Annotated in this window: 24 protein-coding genes; 21 read left to right on the plus strand and 3 right to left on the minus strand. The window is 38.0% G+C overall.

The genetic code is table 11. The features are described 5' to 3' along the window. The first annotated feature begins 48 nt into the window (after window positions 1-48). Entirely contained in the window at window positions 49-1,311 is a 1,263-nt protein-coding gene (locus RE409_RS01425; protein ID WP_201188317.1) for a cation:dicarboxylate symporter family transporter, read from the plus strand. Between the two features lie 62 nt (window positions 1,312-1,373). Here the strand turns inward: RE409_RS01425 and RE409_RS01430 are convergent, their stop codons facing one another. Next, a complete protein-coding gene (locus RE409_RS01430) occupies window positions 1,374-2,117 on the minus strand; it encodes a class I SAM-dependent methyltransferase (protein WP_201188319.1) in 744 nt (247 codons plus the stop codon). A 244-nt stretch (window positions 2,118-2,361) separates the two neighbouring features. On the opposite strand from RE409_RS01430, the gene RE409_RS01435 reads away from it, so the two are divergent. The 3 genes from RE409_RS01435 (at window position 2,362) to murF (ending at window position 6,294) form a co-directional block, all read left to right on the plus strand. Continuing rightward, window positions 2,362-3,144, plus strand: a complete 783-nt coding sequence (locus RE409_RS01435; protein WP_201188321.1) for a hypothetical protein — start codon at window positions 2,362-2,364, stop codon at window positions 3,142-3,144. 524 nt (window positions 3,145-3,668) lie between these two features. Continuing rightward, complete coding sequence (locus tag RE409_RS01440) at window positions 3,669-4,751, plus strand: D-alanine--D-alanine ligase (RefSeq protein ID WP_056526341.1); 1,083 nt, start codon at window positions 3,669-3,671, stop codon at window positions 4,749-4,751. 160 nt (window positions 4,752-4,911) lie between these two features. Further along, window positions 4,912-6,294, plus strand: coding sequence for a UDP-N-acetylmuramoyl-tripeptide--D-alanyl-D-alanine ligase (murF, locus tag RE409_RS01445; protein ID WP_201188323.1), 1,383 nt, complete (start codon window positions 4,912-4,914; stop codon window positions 6,292-6,294). Between the two features lie 53 nt (window positions 6,295-6,347). Here the strand turns inward: murF and RE409_RS01450 are convergent, their stop codons facing one another. Then, window positions 6,348-7,499, minus strand: coding sequence for a PP2C family protein-serine/threonine phosphatase (locus tag RE409_RS01450; protein ID WP_309558399.1), 1,152 nt, complete (start codon window positions 7,497-7,499; stop codon window positions 6,348-6,350). A 1,452-nt stretch (window positions 7,500-8,951) separates the two neighbouring features. Here RE409_RS01450 and RE409_RS01455 point away from each other — a divergent pair. The 3 genes from RE409_RS01455 (at window position 8,952) to RE409_RS01465 (ending at window position 12,612) form a co-directional block, all read left to right on the plus strand. Beyond that, window positions 8,952-10,451, plus strand: coding sequence for a degradosome RNA helicase CshA (locus RE409_RS01455; protein ID WP_201250158.1), 1,500 nt, complete (start codon window positions 8,952-8,954; stop codon window positions 10,449-10,451). 219 nt (window positions 10,452-10,670) lie between these two features. Beyond that, a complete protein-coding gene (locus tag RE409_RS01460; RefSeq protein WP_056526348.1) occupies window positions 10,671-11,144 on the plus strand; it encodes a PH domain-containing protein in 474 nt (157 codons plus the stop codon). After that, the gene (locus RE409_RS01465; RefSeq protein ID WP_201222396.1) at window positions 11,137-12,612 is read left to right on the plus strand and encodes a PH domain-containing protein; all 1,476 of its coding nucleotides are present in this window, start codon (window positions 11,137-11,139) and stop codon (window positions 12,610-12,612) included. Before RE409_RS01460 ends, RE409_RS01465 begins: the two co-directional genes overlap by 8 nt. A 27-nt stretch (window positions 12,613-12,639) precedes the next feature. On the opposite strand, the gene RE409_RS01470 is transcribed toward RE409_RS01465, so the two are convergent. Further along, complete coding sequence (locus RE409_RS01470; protein ID WP_201188331.1) at window positions 12,640-13,230, minus strand: rhomboid family intramembrane serine protease; 591 nt, start codon at window positions 13,228-13,230, stop codon at window positions 12,640-12,642. 110 nt (window positions 13,231-13,340) lie between these two features. Between RE409_RS01470 and acpS the strand changes: the two genes are divergently transcribed. The 14 genes from acpS to RE409_RS01540 all read left to right on the plus strand — a co-directional run bounded on the left by acpS (window position 13,341) and on the right by RE409_RS01540 (window position 24,753). Further along, the gene (gene acpS / locus RE409_RS01475) at window positions 13,341-13,697 is read left to right on the plus strand and encodes a holo-ACP synthase (RefSeq protein ID WP_201222390.1); all 357 of its coding nucleotides are present in this window, start codon (window positions 13,341-13,343) and stop codon (window positions 13,695-13,697) included. 234 nt (window positions 13,698-13,931) lie between these two features. Next, window positions 13,932-14,936: a LolA family protein gene (locus RE409_RS01480; RefSeq protein ID WP_098176644.1), complete on the plus strand. Its 1,005-nt coding sequence runs from the start codon at window positions 13,932-13,934 to the stop codon at window positions 14,934-14,936. Between the two features lie 250 nt (window positions 14,937-15,186). Then, on the plus strand, window positions 15,187-16,344 hold the full coding sequence (alr, locus tag RE409_RS01485; RefSeq protein ID WP_309558400.1) for an alanine racemase: 1,158 nt from the start codon (window positions 15,187-15,189) through the stop codon (window positions 16,342-16,344). Window positions 16,345-16,504: 160 nt separating this feature from the next. Then, window positions 16,505-16,786, plus strand: a complete 282-nt coding sequence (locus tag RE409_RS01490) for a CopG family ribbon-helix-helix protein (protein ID WP_309558401.1) — start codon at window positions 16,505-16,507, stop codon at window positions 16,784-16,786. 7 nt (window positions 16,787-16,793) lie between these two features. Next, window positions 16,794-17,144: a type II toxin-antitoxin system PemK/MazF family toxin gene (locus RE409_RS01495; protein ID WP_034306610.1), complete on the plus strand. Its 351-nt coding sequence runs from the start codon at window positions 16,794-16,796 to the stop codon at window positions 17,142-17,144. A 485-nt stretch (window positions 17,145-17,629) separates the two neighbouring features. Further along, window positions 17,630-18,457 (plus strand): RsbT co-antagonist protein RsbRA, encoded by an 828-nt coding sequence (locus RE409_RS01500; RefSeq protein ID WP_053348281.1) that lies wholly within the window; start codon window positions 17,630-17,632, stop codon window positions 18,455-18,457. 2 nt (window positions 18,458-18,459) lie between these two features. After that, window positions 18,460-18,816, plus strand: coding sequence for an STAS domain-containing protein (locus tag RE409_RS01505; protein ID WP_034306376.1), 357 nt, complete (start codon window positions 18,460-18,462; stop codon window positions 18,814-18,816). 3 nt (window positions 18,817-18,819) lie between these two features. Continuing rightward, window positions 18,820-19,221 (plus strand): anti-sigma regulatory factor, encoded by a 402-nt coding sequence (locus RE409_RS01510; RefSeq protein ID WP_053348280.1) that lies wholly within the window; start codon window positions 18,820-18,822, stop codon window positions 19,219-19,221. Between the two features lie 8 nt (window positions 19,222-19,229). After that, window positions 19,230-20,240 (plus strand): PP2C family protein-serine/threonine phosphatase, encoded by a 1,011-nt coding sequence (locus tag RE409_RS01515; RefSeq protein WP_201222387.1) that lies wholly within the window; start codon window positions 19,230-19,232, stop codon window positions 20,238-20,240. A 59-nt stretch (window positions 20,241-20,299) separates the two neighbouring features. After that, on the plus strand, window positions 20,300-20,632 hold the full coding sequence (locus RE409_RS01520) for an anti-sigma factor antagonist (protein WP_201188335.1): 333 nt from the start codon (window positions 20,300-20,302) through the stop codon (window positions 20,630-20,632). Beyond that, complete coding sequence (rsbW, locus tag RE409_RS01525) at window positions 20,629-21,102, plus strand: anti-sigma B factor RsbW (protein WP_053348277.1); 474 nt, start codon at window positions 20,629-20,631, stop codon at window positions 21,100-21,102. Before RE409_RS01520 ends, rsbW begins: the two co-directional genes overlap by 4 nt. After that, the gene (gene sigB / locus RE409_RS01530) at window positions 21,080-21,865 is read left to right on the plus strand and encodes an RNA polymerase sigma factor SigB (RefSeq protein WP_056526373.1); all 786 of its coding nucleotides are present in this window, start codon (window positions 21,080-21,082) and stop codon (window positions 21,863-21,865) included. The genes rsbW and sigB overlap by 23 nt, the downstream gene beginning before the upstream one ends. Beyond that, window positions 21,865-22,476, plus strand: coding sequence for a PP2C family serine/threonine-protein phosphatase (locus RE409_RS01535; protein ID WP_309558402.1), 612 nt, complete (start codon window positions 21,865-21,867; stop codon window positions 22,474-22,476). The genes sigB and RE409_RS01535 overlap by 1 nt, the downstream gene beginning before the upstream one ends. Before the next feature lie 93 nt (window positions 22,477-22,569). After that, window positions 22,570-24,753, plus strand: coding sequence for a Tex family protein (locus tag RE409_RS01540; protein WP_242485343.1), 2,184 nt, complete (start codon window positions 22,570-22,572; stop codon window positions 24,751-24,753). The last annotated feature ends 93 nt before the right edge of the window (window positions 24,754-24,846 follow it).

Consider the following 24,846-nt stretch of genomic DNA (forward strand, 5'->3'; position numbering starts at 1 on the left):
GACAAAATGTTTTTGCTTTAAAGACTTTATGGAAGGTGAGGAAAGTAAATGAAGAAATTTAAATTAAGTTTAGCTAGCCAAATTTTTATTGGTTTAATTCTAGGGATTATTGTTGGTGCCATTTTTTATGGTAATGCGACAGCCCAAAACTTTTTACAACCATTCGGAGACATTTTCCTACGAATGATTAAAATGATTGTAGTACCAATCATTGTGTCAAGTCTTATCGTTGCAGTTGCGGGTGTAGGTGATTTAAAAGCAGTAGGTAAACTAGGAGCTAAATCACTTTCATACTTTGTGGTGGTAACAATGATAGCGATTGCTGTTGGTCTAGTTTCCGCGAATATTATCCAGCCTGGTGCTGGTGTAAATATGAACAATCTAGAACAAACTGATATTTCTACCTATGTTGATACAGCAGAAACTAAGCAGCATGAATCTTTTGTGGATACAATTGTTCACATTGTGCCATCCAATCCAATTAAAGCTATGGTAGAAGGCGATATGCTAGCAATCATTTTCTTCTCTGTTTTGTTTGGACTTAGTATTGCGGCTATCGGTGAAAAAGGTAAACCTGTATTCCGTTTCTTCCAAGGTGCAGCAGAAGGAATGTTCTACTTAACTAATATGGTCATGAAATTTGCTCCTATCGGGGTATTTGCACTAATCGGTGTGACCATCTCCAAGTTCGGTTTGGAATCTTTAATTCCATTAGGTAAGTTAGCGCTTTCTGTATACGGAACAATGATTTTCTTTGTAATTGTCGTTCTGGGTCTTATTGCAAAATTTGTAGGGTTCAATATCTTTACGTTGATTAAGCTTCTAAAAGAGGAATTAATTCTTGCGTTCTCGACAGCAAGTTCTGAGGCAGTTCTTCCGAGAATCATGGAAAAAATGGAGAAAGCGGGATGTCCGAAACATATTGCTACGTTTGTTATTCCGACAGGATACTCTTTTAACCTTGATGGTTCTACATTATATCAAGCGTTAGCAGCTATCTTCATCGCTCAAATGTATGGGATTGATTTAAGCGCTTATGAACAAATTACACTAATGTTAGTGTTAATGATCACATCTAAGGGGATTGCAGGTGTACCTGGTGTATCTTTCGTAGTTCTTTTAGCGACATTAGGAACAGTTGGTATTCCAATTGAAGGTTTAGCATTTATTGCTGGTATAGACCGTATTCTTGATATGGGCCGTACAGTAGTAAACGTTATTGGTAATTCACTTGCAGCAATTGTTATCTCAAAATGGGAAGGTCAATTCAACCCTCCTGCCAATAATGAAAAACTAGAACAAGTTTCTTAATATAAAAAAACCAGAGTGATATGTCACTCTGGTTTTTTTTGTGAATTTTGAAAAACTAATTCTTACTTTTGAACAATCCAGAAGCGGCAATCTGATGAGAAAGTGATGACATCATCGCTTTCATGGAATAATTCACTTCGGTAAAAACTTTCTAGGAAAGTAAAACCTGCTTCATTGAGACTGTCAAAGACCTCCCGTTGATTAGGTATATGAAGAAAGGTATCTTTTTGTAGGGTCTTTCCAGAAGTGAATATATCACCAAACTCATATAGCCGGTCATCCTGTTTACCTTCACACCAAATCATTTCTTCCTGCTCCCAAAAATTCAGGTAATTTTCATTTTTGTCACGGTCATGGGTGGTAAAAATGAAAATTCCATCAGATACTAAAACACGGTTAATTTCTTTTAAAGCTAGAATGCGGTTTTTTCGTTGAGGGATTTGCATTAAACCATTAAAGGTGAAGATTGCTTTATCGAATGATGAGTTATTGAAAGGAAGGTCTGTGGCGTCGCCAAGGATAAAAGGTATATCTAGGTTTTCTTCGCGTGATATTTTCCGGGCTTCTTGTAGCATGGCAGGAGTTAAGTCGAACCCGGTTATTTTGTGGAAACCTTGTTTATATAAGGAAAAGGTAGTTCTTCCTGTACCACAACCGATATCAAGGATTTTGTCATCTTGGGAAAAATATTTCTCGAATGCATACTTTTCAGATTGCCACAGGCCTATCTTTTTCGTTGCATCGGCATAAAGGGGAGCGGCTTCATGAAAAGAATTAATGATAAAACCTTTTTCAATTTTATCCATCGTCATTCCTCCAAACCTTTATTTTTACTATAATATGGATATTTATTTTTGTCGAGCTTGGATCTATCTTATTTAAATTAATGGCTGAACTTTTTACATGGTAAGAAATAAAGGCATATATCTTTCACTATAATGTCATAAAATGCAGGTGTGGATTTACATTCTTAATTATATAACCTTCGTGAAATCCAAAAAGTTTGATAAAATAACACTAATGATTGAAAGGGTCGGAGGGGATAAGGTTATGAAAAATGAAAGTAATGATATTTTATATATGCATATGCAGGCTTCCGAACGGTTTGTCCTTTTTAACGGTCTTACTTTTCAAGAGTTTGCCTTCTCACTGCCATATACCTTGAATTCCATCTTATTATTGAAACATCAATTCGATGGTGGGGAATATAATTTGAATGTTCTGCTTGAAAGCGTATCATCTGAAGATATTTCTAAACTCCTTAAAGAGAATGTTCAAGGGTATGGGGATTTCTGTTGGATCGATTTTGAAGAGGCAGACGGATTAGATGAATTAGAGGGGAGGGAAATATCGGAACTTTTATATTTAGGGCATACGAAAAATCATTTGGAGCCTCCTTTTTTTCGTAAACTGAATAATCAGTTCGTGTATCTTGCTCAGGATGACGGCTGGTTTAATAAAATTTATTTTCGTTCTCTTTCGACATATTATAATATGTTAGGGAGTCTAATTCCATTGAAGCTGGAGCCATTAAAAGTGGAAAGAAATTGGTTGAGGATCAGAAAGAAAAAAGAATTAACGGCTATTCCTGTAGATATCATTACTGCCTTGGCCCCTATTCTGGCAGAGGGTCTCGTTTTTTCATTCAGGCATGTTAAGTACTCAAGGACTAAGATTGAGGTTCCGGCATGGGTTGTGGGGGATTATTTAAACATGGATGAGATGTATGACGACTTTTCTGATAGAAAAATAAAAGAACCGGATGTCTTTATCACCTTTCATCGAAAGGAAAAAGTATGGGAGAGTGTTATAAAAAGCAACTCATTCTCATAATACCTCGAAAGTTGCCTGGGGTTACATAGAAGGAATTTTTACCCTTGATATATATGAGGTTTTTAGGTGTAAAACTTACTATCCCATGCATAAAGTAATTAATGGTCTATTTTATCATTGGAAAACCACCAATGATAGAAGTTTCACTTTTCCCCGCATCAACAGGCTGTAAAGGTAATAAAAAAGGGGGAATTTCGGGTCAACAGCCTGTAAATGCCCGATTGGTTCCGACGCACAAGATGTGCTAACACAGGAGTTGCCACAGGACGTGGCGAATTTAGCCTGTGATTTCACTAAGGTAATCATTGGAAAACCACCAATGATAGAAGTTTCACTTTTCCCCGCATCAACAGGCTGTAAAGGTAATAAAAAAGGGGGAATTTCGGGTCAACAGCCTGTAAATGCCCGATTGGTTTAACTAACCATCATTGGAAAACCACCAACGATAGAAGTTTCACTTTATCCGTTTTAGTGTAAAATGATACAATGAACAAGGTTAATAGAATATTGGAGGGTAATAACTCATGAAAACTAAACTTGGTTTGCTTTATGGTGGGAAATCTGCGGAGCATGATGTTTCAATGCAGACGGCTTTAGCGGTCATTAAAGCTCTAGATTTAGCAAAGTTTGATATATATCCGATTTACATAACAAAAGATGGTTCTTGGATAAATGGACCGAAGTTAACAGGACCTGCTGAGAGTGTGGAGGCTCTAACTTTTACAACTGAAAGATCGATCTCTCCTCTTGCTCTACAAGCTCATTCAACGGATGAAAATAGTGGATCTACGGGATATGATGTCATTTTCCCACTACTTCACGGACCGAATGGGGAAGATGGAACCGTACAAGGGATGCTTGAGCTATTGAATCTTCCTTATGTAGGGAATGGAGTTCTAGCTTCATCTGCTGGAATGGATAAGGTAATCATGAAAAATATTTTTGCTCAGGCTGGTCTTCCGCAAGTGAAATACACTTGGTTTATCCGCTCTGAGTGGGAGAAAAATACTGAAAGCTCCATTAATAAGGTGGCAGAAGAGTTAGGGTACCCATGCTTCGTTAAACCGGCTAATTTAGGTTCAAGTGTCGGTATCAGCAAATGTAATGATGCAGACGAATTAGAAAAAGCAGTTGCAGAAGCATTTCAATTTGACCGGAAGATAATCATCGAAGAAGGAGTCATTGCTCGTGAAGTTGAGTTTGGTATTCTTGGTAATGATGACCCCTCTTGTTCAGTAGCAGGAGAAATTATTCCTAAGAAAGACTTTGCCTTCTATGATTATTCAGCAAAATATGTTGACGGTAATTCAGCGATGGTCATTCCAGCGGAGATAAAGGAAAGTGAATATGCAGCTTTATCTGAAATGGCTATAACGGCCTTCAAGTCATTAGACTGTTCTGGACTGGTTCGAGCTGATTTCTTTTTAACGAAAGAAGGAAAAATCTATATTAATGAAGTTAATACAATGCCAGGATTTACTCCATTCAGTATGTTCCCGTTATTGTGGAAGCACACAGGCATTGACTATCCAGCGTTAATTGAAACACTTGTGAAGCTTGCCTTGGAACGTCATGAAGAAAAACAGAAAATCAAATATACAGTTTAAACGTCAGAGAATTTATTAGTAATTATAATAATCCATCAAAGGTGATTTATGTAATGGATTCAATTCAGCAGGAGTCGGGGTATCATACCGGTTTCTGCTTAGTTTGTTTAATGGAAAAAGAGAGAGCGGTTAACGGTTCGATGAATGTAGGAGGAACGAAATGATAAAGAGAACGTTAAAACAAGTATATGAAATGGTAGGTGGATTGAATGATATTATTCCATTTCAGTCCAAAGGAATTCATGGAGTAACTATTGATTCAAGAACAGTTAAGGAAGGATGTTTGTTCATTCCGTTAAAGGGTGAGCAGGTTGATGGCCATCAATATGTCAAGCAGGCATTAGCGCAAGGAGCGGCGGCTTCTTTTTGGCAACGAGATATTCCGAATCCTCCCCAAGATTTACCGATTATCATTGTCGAAGATACCGAAATAGCACTCCAGCAATTAGCGCGCTCTTATCGTCAGCAATTGAATATTAAAGTCATTGGGATAACGGGAAGCAATGGTAAAACAACTACAAAAGATATGACGGCTGCCCTGCTAGCTACCACCTATAAAGTTCATAAAACCAATGGTAACTTCAATAATCATCTTGGTCTGCCGCTGACGGTGCTTTCTATGGATGAGGATACGGAAGTGGCTGTTTTGGAAATGGGGATGAGTAGCCGTGGTGAAATCGAGTTTTTATCCAAAATGGCAAGACCTGATGTAGCCGTTATTACCAACATCGGTGAATCACACTTATTGGATTTAGGTTCACGTGAAGAGATTGCCAATGCAAAGCTAGAAATTGTTGAAGGATTGGCAGAAGACGGAACACTGATTTACCATGGTGATGAACCTTTGCTCTGTAACCGGATTAAAACCGAATTTCCTGAATTAAGGGTAGTATCTTTTGGACGTACTGAACAAAATGATTTATTTCCAAAGACGATTACGCAAGGGACAGACAACACCTCGTTTACAATCACAAATGATAAACAGGAAATTAACTATGAGATTCCAGTTCTAGGGCATCATAATGTTCTTAATGCATTGGCAGCTATACTGGCTGCGAAGGAATTGCAAGTAGATGTTTCATCGATTCAAAAAGGTCTGTCAACTATCCGGTTAACTAATATGAGAATGGAAATGGTTGAGGGTGCGAAGGGACAGAAAATCATCAATGATGCGTATAATGCCAGTCCAACTTCTGTTAAAGCTGCGGTCGAGTTGATTGAAGGCTTATCTGGTTTTGAAAATAAAATCCTAGTACTGGGAGATATGTTGGAGCTAGGGAGACAGGAAAAAGACTTTCACTTGAAAATCGGTGAACTAATTTCTGGTGATCGTATTGATAGAATCTTTACGTATGGTCCGCTAGCCAACTTCATTGCCAAAGGAGCGAGCAAAACCTTTTCAGCTGAGAAGGTTCGGTCTTTTCAAGATAAGCAGCAGCTAATTGAAGAGCTTAAGAAGTCTACCCAGGCCAATGATATAATTCTTGTTAAAGCATCGAGAGGTATGAAGTTAGAGGAAGTTGTTCAAGCTTTACAAAAGTAAAATCTAGAGTAAAAAAAGCCGATTTTTTTGAAATCGGCTTTTTTCTATCACATTCAAAAAAGCGTACCAGCAATAATACAGATGTCATCATTTATTTCTGAATGCTTCATCCTTGAAACCAGTAACTTCTGCAGAAGGTCATGCGTATCAAGATGGACGTTATCAATAAACTCCCTCTCAATATTTTCAAACCGGTTAACGGCAGGGCGATTGAATGACTCAGAAAGTCCATCTGTATAGGTGATGAAACGGCTCCCGGCATCATATTGAAATACCACTTTTTTAATAGGCATATCAGGAATAAGGCCTATAGGTATCGACCCTTCACTTAAATTGTGGATTTCATTGGTGCATGGGGAATACATAAAGGCTGGAGGGTGTCCACAGTTCACATATTCGATGAGCCGTGTCCTTGTATTCACGTAACCAATGAAGGCTGTAAAGTAAGAGTTATTCACACTTACCTTCTGCATATCTTGAAATAGTTGCCCCATATGTTTATTCAGTTCCTTTGTAATGAAAATAGGGTCTTTTACACGTTTAATAAGGTCTGGCATTAAAGTGCGGATGGACATGCTTATAAGTGCGGTGTGAATGCCTTTTCCGCAAACATCGATGATTATGAATCCGTACTTTCCGTCGTCAACCTCCATCCAGTAAAATAAATCTCCGGACAGCTCACTTGAAGGTTGGAAAAGCCCATGGATCTCTATATCTTTCTTCTGGATCGCCAGTGGTAAACCTAATTGTTGAAAGTTCCTTGCAATGTGCAGACTCTTTTTTGATTTCTTGTTAATTTTTTCAAGTTCCTGTTCATTCATTTTTGCTGAGTACAACTGCATGCTGATGTTTTGGAGGGATTTGAATTTTATCTTAATTTCCACAGAATTGGCTGGAACTGCTATGATTTCATAAAAGGTCTTTTTCGGTAACACCTGAGGATTTTCCATTCTTCTGGATCGTTTGTAAATAAATAAAATAGGAATCTCAAGGGATTCTGCTAAGGCAAACATGGAAGTTTGCTGCCAACAATCTTTTGAAATGTGTAAAGGTAATATAAATAATGATTGCAATAAGTCCGTTGGGGCATGGAATAGATGCCTTTGATTGAGTGGGTCTTCTAAAAAAATGACTTTTTTACTAAATGTCTCTAACATAAGACTAAAGTCCTTGCACAAAGGAATATCTAATGTGTATATGTTCATGTAACCCCCTAGTATCTTTTTAATAGGTCAATCATACTGCATTTCGACAAGTTTAATATCTATTTTAAGTGAAAATTAATTATTTTTTTAGAATTATCCGACTTCCACTTATTTATAAACACGTTAAACTATAAAGAATTACGGGTATAAAGTCTTGTTGCGAGAAAAGGAAGAATGGAATAAGGGTGAGTGGGTTTCTAATTAAATGGGTATTTTATATTTAAGGAAGAATTTACTGAAAAAAGAGAAAGAATTCAGCGGTTCTCTGAATGTATTTTGACTCGTGCGCCTTTATATTTTGCCCTTTTACTTATGTTAAGCAGCATTGAAAAAGAATGTTGGAACTATATTGACCCAAAACATTATATGGAGATATAACGTTTATTTTGAGAATTCAACATACTGTGAGGTGTTATAGGCAAGATTCCAAGTTCCAAAAAAATATAAAATACCATTAATTTGATTTATCTAGTGTAAGTTTGGTCAATTGTAAAGGAAGCAGTTTTCTAGCCTAAATGTAGATACGTCTAAGTTCCCCTAATTTGAGGAGAGTTTTAGACAAATCTAATGGACAAGTGTGACAGGATTTTTTTGAAACCAAACATTAAACAGTTTCAATGTTGTATGAATACAATATATTAGTTAATAAACGTATCTCGGCCGCACATTTTTCTATGGGGATTTTCATTTTAGCTTTTCTTGAATACTCGAAACTTTTGAGTAACCATGGATGCAGTGATATCCTTTATTGCAATAACAGTTTGAAAATGGTAATATAAAGTATGAGTTTAAATGTCTTATCATTGATGATTAATTAAATTAAATCAGGTTGAGGCAACAAAATTGTTTGTTCTTACATGTTTCATGAGGTTCATTTTTGAGATTATTTTAGATTAAATAGGCCGCGCGTCTGGTCATATATAAAAGCTGCATTTCTTGGCGGCTTTAGTAGCTAATAGGGAATCAAGCCGCGTTTAGCGCTTTTCCACTTCTGCAAATCCTCAACGCACCGGGCCTGTTTTGTATAAGAATCTTGGCGCTCGTCAAGTTTTATTCATACAGTCTTTTAAGTCTGTGGAATAATAGGTGCAGCAGCCCTCACCTGAATAAAACGGTGAAACAGCCGTTTATGCTACTTTTAATTTTCCATATTGAATTTAATTTTGGTTACATGTACTTTTAAAAAGATGGGCGTATGTTAAAAATAAGTCTACACGTGCGCGATGCTAAGAATGCCAGTGAAATGTTCGTGCTGGTATATTTCCTTTTTAAAAAATCATATTGAGTTCATTTGAACTAAAAGGCAGACATACTTTTAGGTGATAATGATAAACTTTTTCATAAGAGATAAAGTAGAACATCCGTCATGATGATGAGGATTTGAACTAAACATCTGTGCATGATCTATGAATGCACGTGTAAATTTACGATATAAAAAGGAGTACGAAAACATTGACATTGTTTAGCGAATTAGGATTAGATAGAACGTCTATGAAATCAATAGAAAAAATGGGATTTGAAGAAGCAAGCCCGATTCAAGCCCAAACGATTCCACTAGCACTTGAAGGTAAAGACATTATTGGTCAAGCGCAAACAGGAACAGGTAAAACAGCAGCGTTCGGTATTCCATTGATGGAAAATATCGATATTGCCAATGAAAATGTGCAAGGAATTGTTATTGCACCTACACGTGAGCTTGCGATTCAAGTTTCTGAAGAACTTTTCAAACTTGGTTATGGAAAACGCGCTCGTGTATTAGCGGTTTACGGTGGACAAGATATCGACCGTCAAATCCGTGCTTTAAAGAAAAAACCACATATTATCGTTGGTACACCAGGTCGTCTTTTGGACCATATCAAACGTAAAAATATTAAATTAGGCGGAGTTCACACTGTAGTTCTTGATGAAGCAGATGAAATGCTTAACATGGGATTCATTGAGGATATCGAATCAATCCTTTCAACGGTTCCGGACGAAAGACAAACATTGCTCTTCTCAGCTACTATGCCTGACCCAATCCGTAAAATTGCTGAAAGATTCATGCAAGAACCAGTTCTTGTGCGTGTAAAAGCTAAAGAAATGACTGTAGATCGTATCGAACAGTATTACTTGGAGCTAAAAGAAAGTGAAAAATTCGATACACTAGCGCGTCTTTTTGATATTCAAACACCGGATCTTGCTATTGTCTTCGGACGTACAAAACGCCGTGTAGATGAATTGGCTTCTGCATTGAATATCCGTGGCTATATGGCTGAAGGTATTCATGGTGACCTTAGCCAAGCGAAACGTCTGTCAGTATTGAAAAAATTTAAAGAAGGTAGTATTGATGTACTTGTAGCGACAGATGTGGCTGCACGTGGACTTGATATTTCCGGCGTAACTCATGTATACAACTTTGATATCCCTCAAGATCCAGAAAGCTACGTTCACCGTATTGGACGTACAGGACGTGCGGGCAAACATGGTATTGCGATTACGTTTGTAACACCAAGAGAAAGAGGCCAACTGCATGCGGTTGAACATACAACGAAAAAACGTATGGAGAAACTTAAAACTCCTACATTAACTGAAGCGTTGGAAGGCCAACAAAAAGCAGTAACAGAAAAAATTCTTTCAGCAATTGAGAATGATGATTTATCATTATACCTTGGTCAAGCTGAAGAGTTATTACAAAAACACGGCGCAGCAGATTTAGTTGCAGCTATGCTTAAATCAATGACAAAAGAACCGGATCAAACGCCAATCAAGTTAACGGAAGAGTCTCCATCCCCAATGCGTCGTAACCGCGGTGGAAGCAGTTCTTCTAATAACAGACAACGTAATGGACGTAGTTCTTCTGGCAGAAAAGATTACGGTAGCGGGTCAAGTAAACGTCCTAGCACAAACCGCAAATCAAATGGTTACGGTAATCGTAGCACGAGCCAAAAAAGAGAAAAATCGAATAAAATTTAATTGAATTTAAAATGCCGCTCATTAGAGCGGCATTTTTTTTGTCTAATCCCCCTAATTCCTTAGGATTCCTAAGTTGAATTCAGTATTGAATAGGCTGGTTATTAACATTGTTTGGAAAGTGTTTAAATCCCATCACCCAAATATAGTATAATGGATGAAAGCGAAGGGTGGATGACGTAGATTCATTCAAATATAGCCTGTGCAGAAGAGGAGAACCTTATGGAGCCTCAAAATCGTATTTCGAATAAGGCGTTGACTGTTTGGAAAATCAGTGGACTTATAGGCTGTTCAATAACGTGGATTTTGAGCATCGCTATTTTAGTGTTAACCATCATTTTTGATTGGACTTATTGGGTTTTTGGGGCAATGATTATTATTTCAATAATCCAATCCTACCTGACCATTTTTCTGATTCCTTCGGTAAAATGGAAGAGATGGCGTTACGAAGTGAGAAATACAGAGATTGACATCCAAAGTGGTATTTTTGTCATTAAAAGAACGCTCATACCGATGATTAGGGTTCAGCATGTTGAAACGAAGCAAGGACCTTTATTAAGAAAATATGAATTAGCGTCTGTTGAAATTTCTACGGCAGCAACAATGCATGTCATACCTGCTCTGGATCTTACAGAGGCAGATGAATTACGGCACTATATTTCTAAAATGGCCAGTGTGGAGGAAGAAGATGTCTGAACCTAAACGGCTTCACCCCATAGCTGTATTGCTCAACATTATTAAATCGATAAAAGAGTTAGTTTTTCCTTTTCTACTAGTGGTCGTTCTTCCAGGGAAGAATGATGGAATACCAGGTTGGATTCAACCTCTGGTCATTGGCATTATAGTACTTTTACTAATTGTTAACGCATTTATACAATGGTTACGTTTTACATATCGCATAGAGGACGGCGAATTTAGAATTGAGTCCGGAGTAATCGTAAGGAAGAAACGGTATATTAAGTTCGATCGGATACATAGTATAGATATTTCAGAGGGCATTATCCAGCGGATATTCCGTCTGGTGAAGGTGAACATTGAAACTGCAGGCGGTACTCAGGCGGATGCTGTTTTATCAGCCATAAGGAAAAGTGAAGCCGCACAACTTAACGCTTTAATAATAGAGGAAAAAAACAAAAAAACAAATAACTCTCTTGAAGGGGATTTTTCAGAAGAGGGAATAAAAGGGAATGGAGAAGTAGAAAAAGCTACTTCCGTTTTTAAGCAGACATTGCCACAACTATTCATTATGGCAGCTACTTCGGGAGCAATCGGTGTATTCTTATCTGGCGGAATCGCTTTTATTTCACAGTTTGATGAGATAATCCCTTTTGAGCGAATATTTAAGGATTATGAAGAGTTTATTGGAATGGGCACTATTATTCTTACTGTGCTAGCTATATTGGGTATATTGGTCGTTTATGTGCTAGCTACCTTAAGTATGGTTATTAGGTATGCTTCTTTTACCGTGGTAAAAACGGATGAGGAAATTGTTATTTCTAGGGGGCTGCTTGAGAAAAGGAGGCTGACTATCCCCATTCATAAAGTACAAGGTATTCGAATCATGGAAAATCTGGTTCGAAAGCCATTGGGGTTGGCGACAGTTTACCTTGAGTATGCAGGTGGCAGTGTGGAAGATAAAGAAAGTTTATCCATCATGCTGTTCCCTTTGATCAAAAGGAAACATTTACATGGCAAAATCCAAGAAATTTTACCGGTTTATCAAACAGCTATGGAAATGACATCTCTACCTAAGCGTGCTTATTCCCGATACGTATTTCGAAAAGGTATCTACATCATCCCAATTATCGGTGCCATGGTATGGTTTTTCAGACCATGGGGGTTCCTCTCACTGTTGCTTATTCCGTTTGCATTGGTTTGGGCTTATCTCCAATATAGAGATGCTGGGTGGAGTATTGAGGGGGATTTATTGCTTTTATGCAGTCGTTTTCTTTCTAAAGAGACTTTGATTATGCAGAGAAACAGGATTCAATCAATCACATATAAAAAGAGTTGGTTTCAAAAACGTAAAGAACTAGCAACTATTTCAGCTTCGATTAAATCAGGAGTCGGCTCTCAAGTCGGTATGGTAGTGGATGTAGAAGAAAAAGATTGTCAAATAATTAAATCTTGGTTTTTACCAAAAAAAGCAGTCGACTCCCAATGATAAAATAGGAAGAGTCGGCTGTTTGTCCTACCATTTTTTTCTCCAATATAAAGGAGCTGTTAAAACGCCAGTTACTAGACCTGATAAGTGTCCGACAACATTTATTTGCGGTTGAATAAATGTCATAATAATTGCAATGCCAGTTAGGGTATAAACCGTATTTTTCTCGTTGTTCGAAAAATTACTTTTATTAAACAACACAAGGTAGAGGAAGAAACCGAGTAAGCCAAAAATTGCACCGCTTGAGCCAACGTGGCTATAAGTTAGTGGCTTAACTAAGAAGGTTGCAATGTTCGCAAGGATACCGGTCGATAAAAAAAAGATCGTGAATTTAAAGGAGCCGAGAAAATTCTCAAGTGATGGACCAAAGATGGCAAGTGAGAATCCATTAAAAAGTAAATGTGAAAAGGTGCTATGTAGAAAAATTGGTGTAATCAAGCGCCACCATTGTCCATCAGCAATGTATAAGTTCACACCTGTACCATAATAAAAAAGTACATTGCCGGGAAATATGGGGAAAAGGACGAGAACAAAAACAATCATCATAATAAGAATGAGCACAGTCACGGCTCGGTGGGAAGTAGCGTATTCACGAAAACTTTCAGTTCTTGTAAACATAAATTCCTCCTTATCATAAAGATTTCAATTACATATAATATTATCATTTTTTGGTAAAAGGGTCCTCCTAATACCTATGCAAGATATTAATTAATAGAAGAGGTGTCAAAGTGATTAAAGGAATAGGCGTGGACATTACCGAGTTGGACAGAATGGAAACATTGATCAAACGGCAACCCCGTTTTAAGAACCGCATATTAACTGACAGAGAAATTTTGATATTTGAAAGATTAAATGGAAGAAGAAGGATTGAGTATTTTGCTGGCCGTTTTGCTGCAAAGGAGGCTTTTTCAAAAGCGTACGGTACAGGAATTGGTAAACACTTGTCTTTTCTGGATATAGAAGTCATCACGGATGAAAAAGGTAAACCGTTGATTTCAAAGCCTTTTTCGGAGGGGGTTCACCTCTCAATCAGTCATAGCCGTGACTATGCAGTAGCTCAAGTTGTAATTGAAAGGATGAACTGAGTTTGTCTTATCGGGTCATAATCCTTAAGGTTGTCTCATATACATTTAGTGCTATAGGGAGACAAGGCCCGGTAAAAGGTACATGGCAGAGTAGGTGCTCTCGAAAAGATTTTAGCGGGATCAAAAGTGTCCATGCTAAAATGCTGAGGAATGTAAGACATCAGTCGAGCCAATGTCCGGATCCTGCCTTTTCCTCTCCCTTTTACGTTCAAATGACAAAAAGGGGTTGAAAAGATGAAGAAGATGTTAATGCTTTTTGCAGGGATCATGCTCTTGCTTGCTCTTTCTGCTTGCGGCCAAAAATCACAAGGTGATGTAGTGAGTGAACTGAATGACAAGCTTGGAGAAATGAAGGGATATAAAGCCAATGCGAAAATGACACTGAAGATGGGGACGGAGCCTCAAGTGTATAATGTGGAAATCTGGCATAAAGATCCTTCTTTTTATCGCGTAAACCTAAAAAATGAAGAGAAGGATCAAAGTCAGATGATCTTGAAAAATGATGATGGTGTGTATGTATTGACACCTGCTTTGAATAAAAGCTTTAAATTTCAAAGCGAGTGGCCGGAGAACAGCAGCCAGGCCTATTTGTTTGAGTCGTTAGTGAAAGACATTACGGAAGATAAGAGTGCGACTTATAAAGAAACAGATAAACACTATGTTTTTGTGACAAAAACACGCTATCAAAACAATAAAATGCTACCTTTTCAAGAGATTACTATAAATAAAAAAGACCTATCTCCAGTGAGTGTTAAAGTCATGGACCCTGATAAGACGGCGTTAGTCCTTGTGGAATTTTCAAAAGTGAAATTCAATACGAATTTTGATAAAGATGCATTTGATATGAAAAAGAACATGACAAGTGCACAACTTGAAGCCCCTGTCATGGCAGAAGTCCAAGATGAAGGGTTTGCGGTTAAATATCCTGAAGCTATTAATGGGATGAATTTAACAGAAGAAAAAGAAATTGCAACCGAAAAGGGAGAACGTATCATTTTGACATATGAGGGCACAAAAAGTTTTACATTGGTTCAGGAAAAAGCTGAGGTAGTACAGACGTCAGTTTCAACTAATGTGAATGGAGAACCGGTTGATTTAGGATATACAGTTGGAGCTATGACGGGAAATACGATTGCATGGACTTTTGAAGGTGTAGATTACATGCTTGCATCAAAGGACTTAACCCAGGAAGAGATGATAGAAGTAGCCCGTTCAGTTGGGGGAGACCCTGTTAAATAGCAGTGCATAATGAGCTGATGTTTCCCGTCGCCTTTTAAGGGTTCTCCCGTGAAGGATAGGCGGGAAAGCGGCTTGTTATACTGTTAAATTATTTTCGGTTGGAGCGGTTTATTATTTATGGAAAAATTGCGTCATGGTAAAAAAGCACTTTAACTTTCTATCCGTTGGTTATAGAATGGTCTATAATAAAAGGCAAACTTCGATACTGAGAAGAAATCTTATTGCGAGTGTAAGAAAGAAGGAACTTGGTTTGGAAACGAAAATATTTCACCGAGATACATGGGCAGAAGTAAATTTAGATAACATTTATGAAAATATCACTTCTATGAAAAAAAGGCTGCCATCCGGCATTAGTCTTTTCGCTGTTGTAAAAGCAAATGCGTATGGACACGGAGATTTTGAAGTGGCTCAAACTGCGCTTGAAGCAGGGGCTGACTTTTTAAGTGTTGCATTTGTAGATGAGGCTCTGGCTTTAAGGAAAAAGGGGATTTCAGCGCCGATTCTAGTACTTGGGGCCTCAAGGCCTGAAAGTGCAGGACTTGCTGCTGAACAGGGTATTTCGTTGACGGTTTTTGATGTAGCCTGGTTGGAAAGAGCAAGGGATAATCTTAAACCGGGTCAAATTCTACAAGTTCATGTGAAAGTGGATAGTGGTATGGGGAGAATTGGGATTCGTGATAAAGACCAGCTCACGAAGGTGGAGAGCTTACTTAATCAAGAAGCGTGTTTCAACTTTCAAGGGATATTCACTCATTTTGCTACAGCAGATGAACTAAAGACCGACTATTATGAAAAACAACTTGAGGTATTTAAAGGAATGCTTTCAACCTTAATTAGACGACCTGAATATATTCATGCCGCTAATAGCGCAGCATCTTTAAGGTTTACTGATCCTGAATGGAATGCAGTAAGAATGGGCATTTCCATGTATGGTCTAAGTCCCTCAATGGAAATGCTTCCGATTTTACCGTTCCCGTTAAAACAAGCCATATCGTTGAAAACGAAGATGGTCGCAGTAAAGCAACTAGTTAAGGGTGAAAGTGTTAGCTACGGAGCGACTTATACTGCTCAGGGAAATGAATGGATTGCCACATTGCCAATAGGGTATGCCGATGGCTGGATACGAAAGCTTCAAGGACAGGAAGTTATTGTAGAGGGGCGAAGAGTGCCAATAGTCGGAAGGATTTGCATGGATCAATTCATGATTAAACTACCCGAGTCTTTCCCTGTAGGAACAGAGGTTACGCTTATTGGAGATAATGGAAATGAAGCGGTTTCTGTTGATGAGATAGCAGCGAAGCTAGAAACAATTAATTATGAAGTAACTTGTATGATAGGTGCGAGGGTCCCCCGCATATATATAAAAGACAATCTTTTAGATCATGTACGCAACTTTATCTTAGAATAATTGGATTGTAAAAAAATCCTAAGATTGTGAATAAGATTTCCTTCATTATGCTGATAATAGGATTGAGAATAGAATATACTCTTTGCAGATAGGCATTTTAATGGTAATATTGAAAAGGATATATAATAAAGGTGTGTAGTGATGGTGGAGGTGTATGTTTGTGTCTGAATCCAGCGCAACAAGAGAGATATTAATTCGATTACCTCAAAATTTTTTAACTGAGTTAGATGGGTATGCGAGTGAAGAAAATGTTAATCGCAGTGAATTTATTTATCGTGCCACAAAAATGTATCTTCGCGAACGTAGAAAGAAAGAGTTTCGTGAATCGATGAAACGCGGTTATATTGAAATGGCGGCCATTAATTTAACGATTGCTTCTGAAGCCTTTCAGGCTGAATTCGAGGCTGGGCATTGCGTTGAACGATTAGTTAGCGGAGGCTGAGCCATTGATTGTTGTTAAGCGTGGTGACGTATACTTCGCAGACCTTTCCCCGGTAGTCGGTTCAGAGCAGGGTGGAACACGTCCGGTACTCATTCTACAAAACGATATTGGTAATCGCTTTAGTCCGACTGTGATTGTGGCAGCCATTACAGCTCAAATTCAAAAAGCGAAATTGCCTACACATGTTGAGATTAATGCGAAAAAGTACGGATTCGAACGAGATTCCGTTATTTTATTAGAACAGATCCGGACAATTGATAAGCAGCGTTTAACTGATAAAATTACGCATCTTGACGAACCTATGATGCAAAAAGTCAATGAAGCTTTGCAAATCAGCTTAGGGCTCATTGAGTTTTAGAGAAAAGTTTTCCCGTTATTACGGGCGTTATTATAATACAAATTATTCTTTCTATATTTTAGATGACACGATTCCTGCATTAGTGGGAATCGTGTTTTTTTGCATTTGTGGATTCAGTGTATTATTCTCCTGTGATCTTTTTATTTCTAATAGGATTTGAAGAAGAAGAATTAATGCAGTTAAGGTAGTCCCTCTCATTTTATTGTTTAATGATGGATGGAACTTTCAGCAGGAAAAATAAAGATTTTAACGAAATAATAGAATGTTTATACAATTTTTTAAATAGTATCCTCCTAATTTTTCTTTGAAGAATGTTTTCAAATTCCTTTTTCGGGTAAAAAGGTATGTTGTAAATATTAAATAAAACAAACAAAAATATTGGGGAAGAACGGTAACAACCCTTGGTGGAGTTACATTACAGTTCGATAACATCCTTGTGACGAGGACGGGAAAACATAGTAATTGTGTTAGAATGGGAGGATATTATGAATCAATTGGTTTACGATTTTATTAAGCAAAATCAAGATTACATCCTAACTGAGTGGATGGATATCATGAAGGAAAGTACGGACGAAAGATTAATTAAAGTTGTCTCTGATCGGATGTTTACACAAACGAGTAGTGAATTTATAGATATGATTATCACGCATGTTGATAGTAAAAACAGGGAATTTACCTTGAAGCTTTCTGATTTTGCTGAGAAAGTCGTCCAATTAGGATGGCCGCTTACCTTTGTGAATGAAGGACTTCATAAATTCACGCTAATTGTTATTAATGGAATGGTTGAAAAAGGCATTGTAACTCCTGGTAATCAAGTGGAACTTGTTAACCATTTAGATAAGTGGTCCACTCCAATAAATAATGAAATAGTCAATATATATACCCAAACTTGGGAAAGAACTGTCTCATTGCAAAAAATAGCCTTGCAAGAACTCTCGGCGCCACTTATTCCTGTATTGGAAGGTATTACGGTTATGCCGCTAATTGGAACAATTGATACAGAGCGTGCGAAGCAGATAATGGAAAATCTGTTGACTGGTGTGGTTAAGCATAGGTCTGAAGTCGTTCTAATTGATATAACAGGAGTTCCGGTTGTGGATACAATGGTTGCCCATCATATTATTCAGGCAGCAGAAGCAGTCCGATTAGTAGGCGCGAAATGCATACTTTGCGGCATTCGCCCTGAAATCGCCCAAACTATTGTGAACCTGGGAATTAATTTAAATGAAGTGATTACAAAGAATACATTGAAAAAAGGAATTGAAGTTGCTTTAGAATTAACGAGCCGTAAGATTGTAAAGGTGGAGGGATAGGTATGAGGATTCCGATATTAAAGCTTTATGACTGCTTGTTAGTCTCTATACAGTGGGAATTGGATGATATGACAGCCCTTCAATTTCAAGAGGATTTACTGCATAAGATACACGAAACAAGCGCGAATGGAGTTGTCATTGATATTACATCAATTGATTTTATAGATTCCTTTATCGCAAAGGTATTAGGTGATGTTTTTAGTATGTCAAAGCTTATGGGGGCCAAGGTTGTAATTACAGGAATCCAGCCGGCTGTTGCAATAACATTAATTGAACTGGGAATAAGTCTCGATGATGTTCTGACAGCATTAGATTTAGAGAAAGGCCTGGAGAAATTACAACAGGAACTGGGGGATTAAAGAATGGAGTTCCAATCCTGCGTAAAAATCATAAATGAATGGGACATTGTAGCTGCAAGGCAGCTCGGAAGAAATGTCGCTAAAGAGCTGGGATTCGGTACAATAGACCAGGCTAGAATCACAACAGCTATAAGCGAATTGGCCCGAAATATATATCTATATGCTGGACAAGGCAGTGTAAGCATAGAAAAGCTAAATATAAATGGAAAGTCAGGGTTGAAAATCATTGCAGAGGACCAGGGGCCGGGAATAGAGGATATCCGCAGGGTCATGGAAGACGGATATACCACTTCAGGGGGACTGGGAGCAGGCCTTCCTGGAGCCAAACGTTTAATGGATGATTTCGATATTGAATCGATACCAGGTGAAGGGACTAAGATCGTCGCAACCAAATGGCTCCGTTAGGGGGGACTATGGATATTAAAGAGAATATGGAGAAAAAGTATTATGAGGCGCTTTCTACCTATCTTAAAGACCAAAATGAGCAGGCGCTTTATCAAGGTCAAAAAATCAGTCGCCTAAATATTAAATACAATATATCTCCAGAAGAAATTATCAGTATGCATAAAAATAACTTAATCGAATTATACCCGGATTTACCAGTGAAAGTAATGGATTCTTTCGATTTTCTGCTTGAAGTCATGATGGGCTACGGTATTGCATATCGTGAACATCAGAGCCTTAGACATCAACAGCAGGAACTAAAAACGGAGATAGAGATTGCAGCAAATGTCCAACATACGCTTTTAGAAACGAAGATACCGGATATCAAAGGCCTGGAAATTGGGGCGATTAGTGTCCCTGCTAGGCAAATGAATGGAGATTATTATCACTTTGTTCAGGATGAATATGAGCGCATCGGAGTAGGAATTGCGGATGTAATAGGGAAAGGGATCCCTGCGGCCTTGTGCATGTCAATGATTAAATATGCGATGGATAGTCTTCCTGAACATAGGCATGAACCGAATAGTGTGCTAGAGAGTTTAAATCGTGTTGTAGAGCACAATGTTGATCCAAGTATGTTTATTACGATGTTCTATGGATTATATGACCCTCATGACAAGCAATTTTCCTATGCTTCAGCTGGTCATGAGCCGGGGTTTTACTATGACGCCACTACAGGGAATTTTAGCGATTTAGATGCAAAAGGTTTACTGCTTGGGGTAGATAAAAAAACAAGGTATCGACAATATGAAAAAACAGTTAATCCGGGAGATATGATCATTTTGTTGTCGGATGGAGTAACAGAGTGCCGAACAAATGATGGTTTTATAGAACGGGAAACACTCATTGGTTTTATCCAAAAGAATATGCATTTACAAGCACAGGAAATAGTAAATAACATATATAAACAATTGGAGAAAATGCAGAACTTTCAACTAAGGGATGATTTTACATTAATAATTTTAAAATCAAATGTTTAGTATATTTTCTTCGGGGTATAGATATAAGCATGAAGAGGATATAAAGAGGTGGGTCAAGGATGAATATAACGGTAGATGTTAATGAACTAAATGCGGAATTTATTGTGAAACTAAAAGGTGAAATTGATGCCTATACTGCACCAAAATTAAGAGAATCGCTATTTCCAATTTCAGAACAGGACAATGTTTCGATTATTATTGATTTAACTGAAGTTTCCTATATGGACAGTACCGGGTTGGGGGTATTTGTTGGTGCGTTTAAAAGCGTAAGAGCACATAATGGCGAATTTACCTTGATTGGCTTATCAGAAAGGTTACGACGATTATTTGATATTACGGGTCTTGCAGATATCATTGATATTAAAAGTGGTACAGAGGGTGGGTTAGAATGAGTCAAGTATATGATTACATTGAAATGAAAATACCTGCAAAACCGGAATTCATCGGTGTCATCCGTTTAACACTTTCTGGGATAGGTAGCCGGATGGGATTTGCGTATGATGAAATTGAGGATTTGAAAATCGCTACCAGTGAAGCGTGTACAAATGCGGTACAGCATGCCTATAAAGATCTTGAAAAAGGCGAAGTGAAAGTAAGTTTTGGGCTTTACCCTGACCGCCTAGAGGTCATGGTTTCTGATAGTGGAAAGAGCTGTAATTTCGAAGAGGTTCGTCAAGGGCTCGGTCCATATGAGCATGGGCAAAAAGTTGAACTCTTGAGAGAAGGAGGCTTGGGTCTTTACCTCATTGAAACTTTGATGGATGATGTGAAAATTCATCAGCATGACGGGGTTACAGTTTTTATGACTAAGTTTTTAGAAGGAGAGCAGGTGGAGATGGATGCAAAAACAGTCTCAACCTAATCAAGCACAAAGAGAACAAGTTAATGAATGGATTAGAGCCTATCAGCAGAATCAGGATGATGAAGCGCAAAGTAATCTGGTAATTCATTATAAAAGTTTGGTTGAAACAATCTCTCGTAAATATGCAAAAGGGAGATCGTTTCAGGAAGATATCGCTCAGGTCGGTATGATTGGTTTATTAGGTGCCATTCGACGATATGATGAATCTTTCGGTAAAAGCTTTGAGGCATTTGCTGTTCCTACTATTATCGGGGAAATCAAAAGGTTTTTGCGTGATAAAACATGGAGCGTCCATGTGCCAAGAAGAATAAAAGAACTTGGACCAAAAATCAGAGTGACAGTCGAGGAATTGACGACGACTCTGCATCGTTCACCAAGAATAGATGAAATAGCTGATTGTATAGGAGTAACAGAAGAAGAAATCTTAGAAGCAATGGAAATGGGGAAAAGCTATCAGGCTTTATCTGTTGATCATTCTATTGAGGCAGATTCTGATGGTGGTACGGTTACGTTGCTGGATATATTCGGCAACGTAGATGAAGGTTTTGAAAAAGTCAATCAGCGCCTAGTACTTGAAAAGGTGCTGCATGTACTAAGTGACCGTGAAAAGATGATTATTCAACACACTTATATAGAAAATTTAAGCCAAAAAGAAGCGGGGGACAAACTTGGTATTTCACAAATGCATGTATCGAGACTCCAGCGCCGCGCAATCAAAAAACTTCAAGAAGCTATTAATGCCGAAAACTCGGAGTTAATATAGTGATTAAAGACATAATGCGAGAAGAGAAAATAGAAGTCCTTGTCTCCCAATCTTCTAAAAACGGAATGATTTATTGTGGTGATGATTACTTTTTTCTTCATACGAAGGAATACTTTGTTTGTGTATTAGCGGATGGCCTAGGTAGCGGAAAATCCGCTTATGAATCCTCCCATGCCGTAATAGAGGTAGTAAAACGTAACCATGAGTTAGATGTTGAGTTGCTAATGGAGGTCTGTAATCAAGTTTTGATCGATAAGCGGGGAGCGGCCGTTTCTATCTTGAAAATCTATTATGAAAAGAATGAGTTCGTATACAGTTCAGTAGGCAACGTTCGCTTTTTCTTGTACAATCCAAGCGTCGACAAGCTGGTTTACCCCCTACCTGTAACCGGATATTTATCCGGTAGGAAGCAAAAGTATAGAACGCAGAGCTTCAAATACGAACCAAATGCCAAATTCATTATTCATTCAGATGGGTTGGAACTTAAGGGAGCTAAATCGTACTTAAAGAGGCTGGTCCCTATCGATAAAAACGCTCGTTGTATTTTGGAAAGCAGCCCAGCTACTGCGGATGATACAACTTTCATTTTAGGAAGCTTACTTTCGTCGTAATTCGGAAGTGAGCTTTTTTGTATTGGATTCGCAACTTCATCTCTCATTTGCTAGACTATATATATCAGAATAAAAAGGTTGGAGGTAATAAATTTGATAGTAGTAGAAGATTCATTAAAAGAATTAATTAAACAAATATCTAATGAGTTAACTTTGAAAAATCATCAAGTGCAAAATGTCATACAGATGCTTCAAGATGGTAATACCGTTCCTTTTATTGCTCGTTATCGAAAAGAAATGACGGGTTCACTAGATGAAGTGCAGATTCGTTCTATTATGGAAAGATGGAACTATCTAGAAAACCTTGGGCAGAGAAAAGTGGAAGTTACACGCTCGATTAGTGAACAGGGTAAATTGACAGAAGAATTAAAGTTACAAATTGAAAAGGCAACAAAGCTGCAGGAAGTGGAAGATTTATACCGACCTTTTAAACAAAAAAGGAGAACGAAAGCAACTGTGGCTAAAGAGAAAGGCCTTGAACCGCTTGCAATTTGGCTTCTTGAATGTCAAGTTCAGGCTTCAGTTAGTGAAAAAGCAGCCGAATTCATATCTGAAGAAAAAGAAGTTCCTTCTATTGAAGAGGCAATTGCGGGTTCGCAGGATATAATTGCTGAACTTATTTCTGATGATGCTGAATTGAGGAAATGGATAAGGGCTGAGATTTTTAAAGCAGGAAAATTGTTCTCCATTGTGAAAAATGAAGAAAAGGACGAAAAAAAAATCTTCGAAATGTACTATGAATATGAAGAGCCTGTCCAAAAAATCGTCCCACATCGAGTCTTGGCACTTAATAGAGGTGAAAAGGAAGAGGTTCTACGAATATCCATCCAGCCTCGGACAGAAATTATTATTAGTTATTTGGAACGGAAAATCATTAAAAATAATCAATCCGAAGCGGCAGGGTTGATTAAGGAAGCGATTGAAGACGGACTTAAGCGTCTAATCATGCCTTCTGTAGAACGGGAAATAAGAAAAGAGCTAACGGAAAAAGCAGAAGATCAAGCTATCCATATATTCTCGGAAAACCTTCGCAATTTACTACTACAGCCTCCTCTTAAAGGGAAAGTGGTCCTTGCTCTAGATCCAGCATATCGGACGGGTTGTAAGTTGGCTGTTATTGATGAAACAGGCAAAGTACTCGATATCAGTGTAATCTACCCACACCCTCCTGCTGCGAAGTTTGAAGCTGCTCGTGAAAAAACAATTGAAATTCTTCAGCGATTCGCAGTGGAGATTGTGGCAATAGGTAATGGAACGGCATCTCGTGAATCGGAGCAATTTATTGCAGATATTTTAAAAGAAGTGAAAGGGAATATATCTTATATAATTGTTAATGAAGCAGGTGCCAGTGTGTATTCAGCATCTGATATTGCTCGTGAAGAGTTTCCGGATCTTCAAGTTGAGCAGAGAAGTGCAGTATCAATTGGGAGAAGACTGCAAGATCCACTTGCGGAACTTGTTAAAATCGATCCCCAATCCGTAGGAGTAGGTCAGTATCAGCACGATGTTTCTCAGAAAAAGTTATCAGAATCCCTTACTTTTGTTGTTGAAACAGCTGTTAACCAAGTTGGGGTGAACGTCAATACAGCTTCGTCATCTCTATTACAATATGTAGCTGGGTTATCAAAATCTGTTGCTCAAAATATAGTGAAGAAAAGGGAAGAAGAAGGGAAGTTTTCAAGCAGGAAGGAATTAAAGAAAATTCCTCGGCTTGGTGCTAAAACGTACGAACAGTGCATAGGTTTTTTGCGTATTATTAATGGCAATGAACCTTTGGATCAAACCGCGATCCATCCGGAGAACTACGGGGCCGTGAATAAACTGTTAAAGAAAATAGGATTCACGTCTGAAGACTTAGGCAGTGATGTTTTGAATAAAGAGTTAGTCAAATTAAATCCAACAGAATTAGTGGATGAATTAGAAATTGGAGAAATCACGATTAAGGACATTATTGATGATTTAATGAAGCCGGGAAGAGACCCTAGGGATGAACTATCAAAACCTCTGCTTAAGCAAGATGTGCTAAAAATGGAGGATTTAAAAACCGGAATGGAATTACAAGGTACAGTAAGGAATGTTGTAGACTTCGGTGCATTTGTGGACATCGGTGTCAAACAGGACGGGCTGGTGCATATTTCTAAATTAAGCAACCGATTTGTAAAACATCCATTGGATGTAGTTGCTGTTGGGGATGTTGTAACAGTTTGGGTCGAGAAGGTGGACTCTCAAAAGCAAAGGGTATCTTTAACGATGCTGCAGCCTAAAGATCAAGATTAGCTATTATAAACTCCTTCTATATAGAAGGGGTTTTTTATTACTGTAAGAATAGTAATGCTTCTTTATAATTTATTAGTGCTTGGTTCAAATGGA

This window comes from Peribacillus sp. R9-11 (assembly GCF_031345095.1).
Lineage (GTDB): Bacteria > Bacillota > Bacilli > Bacillales > DSM-1321 > Peribacillus > Peribacillus butanolivorans.

Bases quoted from the DNA above. Each gene is read 5' to 3' on its own strand.
- RE409_RS01430 (WP_201188319.1), bottom strand. From the start codon at position 2,117: ATGGATAAAATTGAAAAAGGTTTTATCATTAATTCTTTTCATGAAGCC.
- RE409_RS01505 (WP_034306376.1), top strand. From the start codon at position 18,460: ATGAGGATTCCGATATTAAAGCTTTATGACTGCTTGTTAGTCTCTATA.
- RE409_RS01460 (WP_056526348.1), top strand. From the start codon at position 10,671: ATGGAGCCTCAAAATCGTATTTCGAATAAGGCGTTGACTGTTTGGAAA.
- RE409_RS01510 (WP_053348280.1), top strand. From the start codon at position 18,820: ATGGAGTTCCAATCCTGCGTAAAAATCATAAATGAATGGGACATTGTA.
- RE409_RS01515 (WP_201222387.1), top strand. From the start codon at position 19,230: ATGGATATTAAAGAGAATATGGAGAAAAAGTATTATGAGGCGCTTTCT.
- RE409_RS01500 (WP_053348281.1), top strand. From the start codon at position 17,630: ATGAATCAATTGGTTTACGATTTTATTAAGCAAAATCAAGATTACATC.
- RE409_RS01440 (WP_056526341.1), top strand. From the start codon at position 3,669: ATGAAAACTAAACTTGGTTTGCTTTATGGTGGGAAATCTGCGGAGCAT.
- murF (WP_201188323.1), top strand. From the start codon at position 4,912: ATGATAAAGAGAACGTTAAAACAAGTATATGAAATGGTAGGTGGATTG.
- RE409_RS01480 (WP_098176644.1), top strand. From the start codon at position 13,932: ATGAAGAAGATGTTAATGCTTTTTGCAGGGATCATGCTCTTGCTTGCT.
- RE409_RS01435 (WP_201188321.1), top strand. From the start codon at position 2,362: ATGAAAAATGAAAGTAATGATATTTTATATATGCATATGCAGGCTTCC.
- RE409_RS01425 (WP_201188317.1), top strand. From the start codon at position 49: ATGAAGAAATTTAAATTAAGTTTAGCTAGCCAAATTTTTATTGGTTTA.
- RE409_RS01465 (WP_201222396.1), top strand. From the start codon at position 11,137: ATGTCTGAACCTAAACGGCTTCACCCCATAGCTGTATTGCTCAACATT.
- RE409_RS01450 (WP_309558399.1), bottom strand. From the start codon at position 7,499: ATGAACATATACACATTAGATATTCCTTTGTGCAAGGACTTTAGTCTT.
- rsbW (WP_053348277.1), top strand. From the start codon at position 20,629: ATGAGTCAAGTATATGATTACATTGAAATGAAAATACCTGCAAAACCG.
- sigB (WP_056526373.1), top strand. From the start codon at position 21,080: ATGCAAAAACAGTCTCAACCTAATCAAGCACAAAGAGAACAAGTTAAT.
- RE409_RS01520 (WP_201188335.1), top strand. From the start codon at position 20,300: ATGAATATAACGGTAGATGTTAATGAACTAAATGCGGAATTTATTGTG.
- RE409_RS01470 (WP_201188331.1), bottom strand. From the start codon at position 13,230: ATGTTTACAAGAACTGAAAGTTTTCGTGAATACGCTACTTCCCACCGA.